The sequence below is a fragment of the Mycobacterium sp. TH-M11 genome (assembly GCF_057473725.1).
The window spans coordinates 1-9165 of record NZ_JBYCLD010000228.1 but is presented as its reverse complement, the minus strand read 5'-3'; the positions used below and the strand labels follow the sequence as shown (position 1 = coordinate 9165).

Genomic DNA, 9165 nt, shown 5'->3' with positions numbered 1-9165 from the left:
CCCGCACCTTCGTCCTTGGCCGGGCCGGTAGAGCTGAAGCCTGGCAGCTGGAGATCTATGAGCTGGTCAGCGTCGCGCAACGAGCGGGGCGAGAAGCTCTCGCCGCGGGCGCCGGCCTGGCCGACATCGATGCGGCCGCCCGCGGGGTGATCGTCGACGCCGGACACGGCGCGCACTTCGGTCATGGCCTCGGCCACGGGGTAGGACTGCAGATCCATGAAGCACCGGGAATCAGCGCCACCGCCATCGGCACACTACGGCCGGGCTCCGTCGTCACCGTGGAGCCCGGCGTTTATGTGCCCGACCGTGGCGGTGTCCGCATCGAGGACACGCTGGTGGTCGCAAGCCCCGGGCAGGCACCGGAATTGCTCACCCGGTTCCCCAAGGAACTGGCGATTCTGACCTGAAAACACCTTCGTTAGTCCCGTGCGTGCACGGCTGACGAAACCCAGGGTGTGCTCGCGCTGAACAGCGAGTTGGCCGCCCGCCCGAGAATCGCGCGAGCCGTCCATGGGATTCGAATGTGATCGTCGAGCAAGGCATATGAGCTAGGTGGGGCAGCAGGAATTCCATGCATTTACGCCGGTGCCGGCGATCGTCGGCGTCCTTATCGACGTGGCACTGGCGAACCGCCTGGGCAGGTCGAGCACCATGCCACAGGCGCCCGCACTTTCGCCCGGCGAAAGGCCACCGCGACGGTGTCGGGCTTGCGCGGATTCAGTCGCCGGTAAGCTCACTCGGGTATCTGCACTCGTTCAGCAGACCGTCAACCGTTTCTAGGAGATTCACCGACTGTGGCAAGCACTGCCGACTTCAAGAATGGACTCGTGCTGGTGATCGACGGCCAGCTGTGGCAGATCAACGAGTTCCAGCATGTCAAACCCGGTAAAGGCCCGGCCTTCGTGCGCACCAAGCTCAAGAACGTGCTTTCGGGCAAGGTCGTCGACAAGACCTACAACGCCGGGGTGAAGGTGGAAACCGCGACGGTGGACCGCCGCGACACCACCTTCCTCTATCGCGACGGCACCGACTTCGTGTTCATGGACAGCCAGGACTACGAGCAACACGCGCTGCCGGAGTCGCTGGTCGGCGACAACGCCCGGTTCCTGCTCGAAGGTCTGCCGGTGCAGGTGGCCTTCCATAACGGCGCACCCTTGTACCTCGAGCTGCCGGTGACCGTCGAACTGGTCGTCACCCACACCGAGCCGGGGCTGCAGGGCGACCGCTCCAGCGCCGGCACCAAGCCGGCCACCGTGGAGACCGGTGCCGAGCTGCAGGTGCCGCTGTTCATCAATACCGGCGACAAGCTGAAAGTCGACTCGCGCGACGGTAGCTACCTGGGACGTGTCAACGCGTGAGCCGGCCCGCTCGTCCTGTTAAAGGACGGCACCAGGCACGTAAGCGCGCCGTCGACTTGTTGTTCGAAGCCGAGGCCCGCGGACTGACTGCGGCCGAGGCGGCCGACGCGCGCACCGCGCTGGCGGAGGCCAATGCTGACGTGGCGCCGCCACATCCGTACACGGTGGCGGTGGCGCACGGCGTCACCGAGCACGCCGCACATGTCGACGATCTGATTTCCTCACACTTGCAGGGCTGGACGCTGGAACGGCTACCGGCCGTCGACCGGGCCATTCTGCGGGTCGCGGTGTTCGAGCTGCTGCACGCCGACGATGTGCCCGCACCGGTTGCCGTCGACGAGGCGGTGGAGCTGGCCAAAGAGCTCTCCACCGACGAATCGCCGGGGTTTGTCAACGGGGTGCTGGGCCAGGTGATGCTGGTGACCCCCCAGATCCGCGCTGCCGCGCAGGCTGTTAGGGATGCCGTCGAATCATGACCCGGTTGGAGCTGCGCGTCCTGATCGCCGGCCTCCTGGCAGCGACCGTGGTCCTGGGTGCTGTTCTGTGCGCGGCCTACGGGCAGGCCGCGATCGCGGCGGCGCTGGCGATCTATGCGCTCGGCGTCGGCGCGTGGCTGTATCACTCGATCGAGCGTCTGATCCTGGCCCGCCGTATCGAGACGGTTCGCGCAGCCGCGACTCCGTTGCGCCCGTTGCTGCCGGTGATGGCGGCGATCATGGCACTCACCCAAGCCGTCGTGCGATCGCTGTCCGATGTCACCGAGGTCGCGCCGGTACGGCGCTGGATTCCGATCACCCGCGGCCGTAAGGGCGACGACGAGGAATGGGACGGCTGAACTTTTCTATCGCGATGGCGGCAATTCGGGTACAGGTGACAAAACTCGCGCGTCGTTGCTAACGGAGGGAGACACTGGCGTGATGGACCGAGACGGCGAGCAGCGCAGGCGGCTGCACGTTTCCGCGCTGGCGGCGGTGGCCAACCCGTCGTACTCGCGCATGGACACCTGGAATCTGCTGGACGACGCGTGCCACCAATTGGCCGTCGTCGACCGGGCCGGAATGGACACCGGCCACGAAGCGGCCCGGGTGCGGCGTCTGCTGAACCGGCTCAGCGCCTACGAGCGCTACTGGATCTATCCGGGACCGGAGAACCTGGCGAGCTATCGCGGCTACCTGGACCACCTCGCCACGGTCAGCTTGGCCGAGCAGGTGTCGCTGGCCGTGCGACTGCTCTCCGAATACGGAGATCGCGCGGCGCTGTTCGACACCTCGTCGCCGCTGGCCGACCAGGAGTTGGTGGCGCGCGCCAAAGAACAGCAGTTCTACACGGTGCTACTGGCCGACGACTCCCCGCCCACCGCGCCCGAGGGCCTGGCCGAGTCCCTGCGCGCGCTGCGCGAACCCGGCGACGACGTGCAGTTCGAGCTGCTGATCGTCAGCAGCGTCGAGGACGCCATCACCGCGGTCGCGCTGAACGGCGAGATTCAGGCGGCCATCATCCGCCACGACATCCCGCTGCGATCTGGTGACCGGGCTCCGCTGATGAACACCCTGCTCGGGGTCAATGACGACGTGGTGGCCACCGACCGGACCTACGACTGGGTCGAATGCGGCGAGTGGATCCGCGAACTGCGGCCAACGATCGACCTGTACCTACTCACCGACGAGTCGATCGCCGCCGAGACCGAGGCCGAGGATGCCCCGGATGTCTATGACCGCACATTCTATCGGCTCAACGACGTCACCGATCTGCACAGCACCGTGCTTGCCGGCATCAGAAATCGTTATACGACGCCATTTTTCGATGCATTGCGTGCTTACGCCGCGCGTCCGGCCGGGCAGTTTCACGCGTTGCCCGTCGCGCGCGGCGCCAGCATCTTCAACTCCAAAACGCTGCGGGACATGGGGGAGTTTTACGGTCGCAACATCTTCATGGCCGAGACGTCGACCACCTCGGGTGGACTGGACTCGTTGCTGGACCCGCACGGCAACATCAAAAAGGCGATGGATAAGGCCGCGCGCACCTGGAACTCCGATCACACCTACTTCGTCACCAACGGAACCTCGACCGCGAACAAGATCGTCGTCCAGTCCCTGACCCGCCCCGGCGACATCGTGCTGATCGACCGCAACTGCCACAAGTCCCACCACTACGGTCTGGTGCTGGCCGGGGCCTACCCGCTGTACTTGGATGCCTATGAGCTGCAACCGTTTGCGATCTACGGTGCCGTGTCGCTGCAGACCATCAAGAAGGCGCTGCTCGACCTCGAGGCGGTAGGGCAGCTGGGCAAGGTGCGCATGCTGCTGCTCACCAACTGCACCTTCGACGGCGTCGTCTACAACCCGCGGCGGGTGATGGAAGAGGTGCTGGCGATCAAGCCGGACATCTGCTTCCTGTGGGACGAGGCGTGGTACGCGTTTGCCACCGCGGTGCCGTGGGCGCGCCAGCGCACCGCGATGGTGGCGGCCGAACGACTCGAGTCGATGCTGTCGTCGCCGGCGTACGCCCAGGAGTACCTGCAGTGGCGTGAGTCGATGAAAGACGTCCCGCGCAGCGAGTGGGGTGAGCACCGGTTGCTTCCCGACCCCAGCACCGCGCGGGTGCGGGTGTACGCCACGCACTCGACGCACAAGTCGCTGTCGGCGCTGCGGCAGGCGTCGATGATCCACATCCGCGACCAGGACTTCAATTCGCAGTCCCGCGACGCGTTCGGTGAGGCGTTTCTCACCCACACCTCGACGTCACCCAACCAGCAACTGCTGGCCTCGCTGGATCTGGCCCGCCGTCAGGTCGACATCGAAGGCTTCCAGATGGTGCGGCACGTCTACGACATGGCGCTGGTCTTCCGCCATCGCGTCCGCAAGGACCGGTTGATCAGCAAGTGGTTCCGCATCCTCGACGAATCTGATTTGGTGCCAGACGAATTCCGGCCGTCCGCGGTCAGCTCGTATCGGCAGGTGCGCCAGGGCGCGCTGGCGGATTGGAACGAGGCGTGGCGCTCCGACCAGTTCGTGCTCGACCCGACCCGGGTCACGCTGTTCATCGGCAAGACCGGCATGAACGGGTACGACTTCCGCGAGAACATCCTGATGGACCGCTTCGGCATCCAGATCAACAAGACGTCGATCAACAGCGTGCTGCTGATCTTCACAATCGGCGTGACCTGGTCGAGCGTGCACTATCTGCTCGACGTGCTACGTCGCATCGCCACCGATTTCGATCACACCCAAGCCGCGGCCAGCCGCGACGACCGTGCCCTGCACCAGCGTCGGGTAGAGGAGATCACCCAAGATCTCCCGGCGCTGCCGGACTTCAGCGAATTCGACGCCACCTTCAAGCCCGACGAGGCCAGCTCGTTCGGTGACATGCGGTCGGCGTTCTACGCGGGCTACGAGGACGCCGACCGCGAACATGTGATGATAGGGGAGGCGGGCCGCCGGCTCGCGGACGGAAAGTCCCTGGTGTCAACCGGATTCGTGGTGCCCTATCCGCCGGGCTTCCCGGTGCTGGTGCCGGGACAGGTGGTTTCCAAGCAGATCCTGTACTTCCTCGCCCAACTCGACATCAAGGAAATCCACGGATACAACCCCGATCTGGGCCTGTCGGTGTTCACCGAGGACGCCCTGAAGCGCATCAACGCGGCGCGCGGTTCCGAAACCATGCTGGGCTAGTTGCCTCCATCGAACGTGAAGCCGTTGCGAAAAATCGACGGATTCCTCGCAACGGTTTCACGCTGGGCATCAACGCGGTTCGAGGACGGCGTGAAATCCCTGGCGCTGGGCCAGCTGTGCAGTCGTCTCGGAGTCACCAAGGGCAGCTTCTACTGGCACTTCAGTGATATGACGGCCTACCGCACGGCGTTGATCGACCCCTGGGCCGTGGTCCGCGACGAAGACCGGTCCTTCGACGATCTGACGAGTCTGCCTGCACGAGAGTGGCTGTCGCGGATGATGACCACGCTCGTGGGTCCGCGGCATTGGATGCTGGTGCCGGTGTGCGCGGCCGCGGCGCACGTCGTGCATGAATCTCGATCGGTGGTCGCCGATCTACTCGATGCATCCGGTGTGAGTGCGCAATTTCTGGACCCCCCGATGCAGCGGGACCAACGAGATGTCGACGTGATCGCCGGCCATGTGGTCTTCGGCTACGACGGCAGCCGAGAACTCACCGTCTAGCGCAGCGCCTTTGCAAACAACAGGCTGTCAAGGGGTTCGGTTCCGAGGTTGGGGTAGAGCCCGTGACGCGCCATTCGCCCTTCGCGGACGAACTCGGCCCGCTCCAGCAGGCGCACCGAACGCTCGTTGTCGACGTGGCATGTCGCCCATACCCGATACAGGCTGGGGTCGTCGCTCAGCGTGGTCATCAGCATTTCGAGGGCTTCGGACATCAATCCCTTTCCCCACCAACGGCGACCGACGCAGTAACCGATCTCGGCGACGTACTGCACTGGACGTGCGCAACTGATCATCCCCACGATCTCGTCGTTGTGCGCCAGCACCATCACCCACGTCCGCATGTGCGGGTCGATATTCATGCGTTCGGTGATCACCCGTTGCGTCGTCGTCACGTCGGGGTGCGGCGTCCAGAGTAAGTACTTGGTGACGTGAGGATCGCGGGCGACTCGCTGAAACAGCGGTCCGGCGTCGTCGATCACCGGCAGGCGCAGCAGCAGTCGCGGGCCCTCGATGCGCTCGGGCAAGAATGCGGCCATTACAGACCCAGCGCGCGGTAGCTGCGGTAGACGAATTTAGGCTGCACCGCTTGGAGTTTCGCTCGCGACGTGTTGCCCGCGACCGCGGCAGCAGCATCGGCTGACAATGCCGGCATGTTCTGTATCAGGTAGATCAGGATGAGGTCCGCGGCCGGATCGGCCTGCCACCACGTCCCGTAGGCGCCCGGCCAACCGAACGTTCCCAGGCCGCCCGGACCGAACAGCGGTGTTGACTTCGCGGGGTCGGTCACCACCGACAGGTTGAGTCCGAACCCGCGACCGATCCAGAACGGCGCACCGAGGAAGTTGTGTCGCTTCTGCTCATCGGTGAGCCGGTCGGTACGCATCAGTCTCGCCGACCCCGACGAGAGCACCCGTACGCCGTCCAACGCACCGTCGCACAAGAGCATCTCGACGAACCGCAGATAATCGTCGGCTGTCGACCACAGGCCACCGCCGGCGTTGCTGAACGCAGGTGGCGTGATGTGCGGCGGGCCCATGACGTCGTGCTGCAACTGATCGTTGCCGTCGAGGCGGTACATGGTCGCCGCGCGACGGCGAGCTTCGGGGGTGACATGAAAGCCAGTGTCAACCATGCCCAATGGCTGCAGAATTCGTTCATCGAGCACCTGATGGAACGGCTTGCCCTCGATGCGGGAGACGAGCACGCCGACCACGTCGGTGGAGTGACCGTAGGTCAGGCGTGCGCCCGGTTGATGCACCAACGGCAAATCGGCGAGCGCTGCCAGCCACGCGTCGGGGCCACTTCCGAACGGCAGTCGCATGTAGGCCCGCGAGATCGGCCCACCTACGGAGAACCCGTAACCCAATCCGCTGGTGTGGGTAAGCAGATCCTGGACCAGAATCGCGCGTGCGGCCGGATGCGTGCGATCCAACGGTCCGATCGGGTCGTCGAGCACCCGCACATCGGCGAATTCCGGCAGCCAGCGCACGATCGGGTCACCCAGCGCGAGCTTTCCCTCGTCGACAAGGCTCATCGCAGCGGCGACGGTGACCGGCTTGCTCATCGAGGCGATGCGAAACAGCGTGTCGCGCCGCATCGGCAATCGGGCCTCCACATCGCGGTAGCCGATCTCGTTGATCTGCAGGATCTCTCCGCGCTGCCAAACCACCGTCACCGCCCCGGCCAGCAGGCCCGCGTCGCAGGCCTCCTGGATGGAGGCCCGATTGCGCTCGAGGTTCACCCGGTCCAGGCTAGTGGGCCGGCGTGACGGAGATGCCGGCGACATCTCGCCAGAGTGCGACTCCGTCGACCAACTCCGGTGGGCGTCCGAACAGGTCGGTGAAAAAGGCGGTCATCTGCTGCCAGTGTTGCATCGGCCCGACGATCACGTGTCGCACGTCGGCGGCCTTCAGGTCGTCGACGATCTGCTTGCGGACGTCACCGCGCGCCACCAGCCAGGCGCCGCGCTGTTGGATCACGAACATCGTGAACGTGAGTTGCGATTGCGTGGGTCCGGAATAGGTTCCGCCGTTGGGCTGCGGCAGGTAGGCGTACGCCTCGGGCATCCGCAGGCCGTAGTTCGCTTCGGCGGCCCACACCATCGGAGCGGCCTCGCCGCCGTTGACGAAATACGGTGCGACAAGCACTGTTTGATCGGAACCGATGTGGTGGTCCGGCCAGTCGCGGAAGAACGCCGGCGTCGCGAACGATGCTCGGGGGAGTGGAGCGGGCAGCAGCAGCGCCAGCGACGCGCCGACCGCAAGCAGCCAGCGCGCCCCCGGTCGCGGCGCCAGGCGGGTCGCCCGGGCGATGACAATCGCGACCAGCACGGCTACGGCGAGCCAGACAAAGACCGTAAATCGTCCTGGCAGGACATGCTTGAGCAGTGGCAGCTTCCCCAGCGCCAGCCACGGAAGTGGGACGTGAAGCGCCCCTGTGCCGATGTGCAGCCATGGCCCCAGCGACAAGACGAGCATCGATGTCCCGGTGATGCTGGCGACGCGGATCCGCGGATCACCCCAGAGGCGGACGGTCGCGACGATCAGCAGGATGATCAGCGGCACGCCGAGATACGCCGTCGCCTCGTGATACAAGCCGCTGAACTCACGGGTCACCTGGGTCGCCACCGCAGGCGATATCAGCTGGTAGGGCGTCGGCAGCAGCAGGTTCAGCAGATCGGTCGAGAATGTCGTCGGATCCTGAACCGGGGCGTCGACTCGTTGCGGCCCGAAGAACTGCACTGCCAACGGCCAGCCCGCGAGTAGCACGAAGCTCAGCGTGGCGGGCGCCAGCGCGGGTAGCAGCCGGGTGCGGATCTGTCCGCAACGTGCGAATCCCAGGACGCAGACCAACACACCGGTCGCGATGGCACTGGTGGCGAGCAATTCCTCGCTGATCAGCAATTGAGCGGCGGCGAGGATGCCCAAGGCGAGACCGGATTGCCACGCCGGGCGGCGCTGGGTCACCAGCAGGTCGTCGACGGTCAGGAGAATCAGCGGCGGAATCCAGACCGTGGCCAGGTTCAGATGCAACGCCGCGTGGGAGACGACGTAGGGCGAGAACGCGTACACCGCGCCGCCGACGACCGGGCCGAGGCCGTCGCCGGTCCAGCGGCGGAGTGCCAGCCAAGCGGTGAACCCGCTGAGCGCTATGCCAAGTACCACAAGGACGTTGAACGCGAAGACCGGGCCGCCGATTCGGGCCGGCAGCCAGCTGAGGATCCCCAGCAGGGGCATCGACGGGCTCCACATCGCATTGACGCCGGCGGGCGCCCCGATCTGGGTGGTGAAGAACGGGTTGAGGCCGTGGGCAAGTGCGTGCGGAGTCCAGCCGAGATACCAGATTGCCTGCTCCTGGTCGCAACACCGGCCGGCCCAGCCGGACGTCGGGCCGCGCCAGGCCTGGATGGTGATGCCAACGGCACCGAGCAGATAGACCAGGAACACCGCGAGTCCACGGAGGCATCCGCACCGAATCGGGTGAGCAGGCACTTAGCGAGCTTGCTCGGCCTGCACCCGCACGATTGGGCGGACACGGCGCCGTGTCTGGCCGTCGGATTCGTCGCTCATCCCGTCCTCGATTCCCGTCCTCGGTCAGCGGGGGAACTCGTGCCGTGGAGCATACGTCCTGGA

At 65.6% G+C, this 9165-nt stretch carries 9 protein-coding genes; 6 read left to right on the top strand and 3 right to left on the bottom strand.

The window, feature by feature from the left end; translation table 11 throughout:
* From AC2VOG_RS09770 to AC2VOG_RS09745, 6 genes are all read left to right on the top strand, one after another.
* Window positions 1-407, top strand: a 407-nt coding sequence (locus AC2VOG_RS09770; protein WP_486939704.1) for a M24 family metallopeptidase, incomplete at its 5' end; no start/stop codon positions are given.
* Between the two features lie 387 nt (window positions 408-794).
* Window positions 795-1358, top strand: coding sequence for an elongation factor P (gene efp, locus AC2VOG_RS09765; RefSeq protein ID WP_486939703.1), 564 nt, complete (start codon window positions 795-797; stop codon window positions 1356-1358).
* Window positions 1355-1834 (top strand): transcription antitermination factor NusB, encoded by a 480-nt coding sequence (nusB, locus tag AC2VOG_RS09760; protein ID WP_486939702.1) that lies wholly within the window; start codon window positions 1355-1357, stop codon window positions 1832-1834. The genes efp and nusB overlap by 4 nt, the downstream gene beginning before the upstream one ends.
* The gene (locus tag AC2VOG_RS09755) at window positions 1831-2193 is read left to right on the top strand and encodes an antitermination protein NusB (RefSeq protein ID WP_486939701.1); all 363 of its coding nucleotides are present in this window, start codon (window positions 1831-1833) and stop codon (window positions 2191-2193) included. The genes nusB and AC2VOG_RS09755 overlap by 4 nt, the downstream gene beginning before the upstream one ends.
* Window positions 2194-2275: 82 nt before the next feature.
* The gene (locus tag AC2VOG_RS09750; protein ID WP_486939705.1) at window positions 2276-5029 is read left to right on the top strand and encodes an aminotransferase class I/II-fold pyridoxal phosphate-dependent enzyme; all 2754 of its coding nucleotides are present in this window, start codon (window positions 2276-2278) and stop codon (window positions 5027-5029) included.
* A gap of 24 nt (window positions 5030-5053) precedes the next feature.
* A complete protein-coding gene (locus AC2VOG_RS09745) occupies window positions 5054-5533 on the top strand; it encodes a TetR/AcrR family transcriptional regulator (RefSeq protein WP_486939700.1) in 480 nt (159 codons plus the stop codon).
* On the opposite strand, the gene AC2VOG_RS09740 is transcribed toward AC2VOG_RS09745, so the two are convergent.
* Genes AC2VOG_RS09740 through AC2VOG_RS09730 form a run of 3 tightly spaced genes read right to left on the bottom strand, consistent with a single transcriptional unit; the run spans window position 5530 to window position 8979 of the window.
* Window positions 5530-6069 carry a GNAT family N-acetyltransferase gene (locus AC2VOG_RS09740; RefSeq protein WP_486939699.1) on the bottom strand — a complete coding sequence of 180 codons (540 nt, stop codon included), beginning with the start codon at window positions 6067-6069 and terminating at the stop codon, window positions 5530-5532. The genes AC2VOG_RS09745 and AC2VOG_RS09740 overlap by 4 nt on opposite strands.
* Window positions 6069-7274 (bottom strand): serine hydrolase domain-containing protein, encoded by a 1206-nt coding sequence (locus tag AC2VOG_RS09735; RefSeq protein ID WP_486939698.1) that lies wholly within the window; start codon window positions 7272-7274, stop codon window positions 6069-6071. Before AC2VOG_RS09735 ends, AC2VOG_RS09740 begins: the two co-directional genes overlap by 1 nt.
* Before the next feature lie 10 nt (window positions 7275-7284).
* The gene (locus AC2VOG_RS09730; RefSeq protein ID WP_486939697.1) at window positions 7285-8979 is read right to left on the bottom strand and encodes a DUF6311 domain-containing protein; all 1695 of its coding nucleotides are present in this window, start codon (window positions 8977-8979) and stop codon (window positions 7285-7287) included.
* Between the last annotated feature and the right edge of the window lie 186 nt (window positions 8980-9165).

Excerpts from the sequence above, each read along its gene's own strand:
- AC2VOG_RS09755 (WP_486939701.1), top strand. The coding sequence starts at position 1,831 with ATGACCCGGTTGGAGCTGCGCGTCCTGATCGCCGGCCTCCTGGCAGCG.
- AC2VOG_RS09750 (WP_486939705.1), top strand. The coding sequence starts at position 2,276 with ATGGACCGAGACGGCGAGCAGCGCAGGCGGCTGCACGTTTCCGCGCTG.
- AC2VOG_RS09740 (WP_486939699.1), bottom strand. The coding sequence starts at position 6,069 with ATGGCCGCATTCTTGCCCGAGCGCATCGAGGGCCCGCGACTGCTGCTG.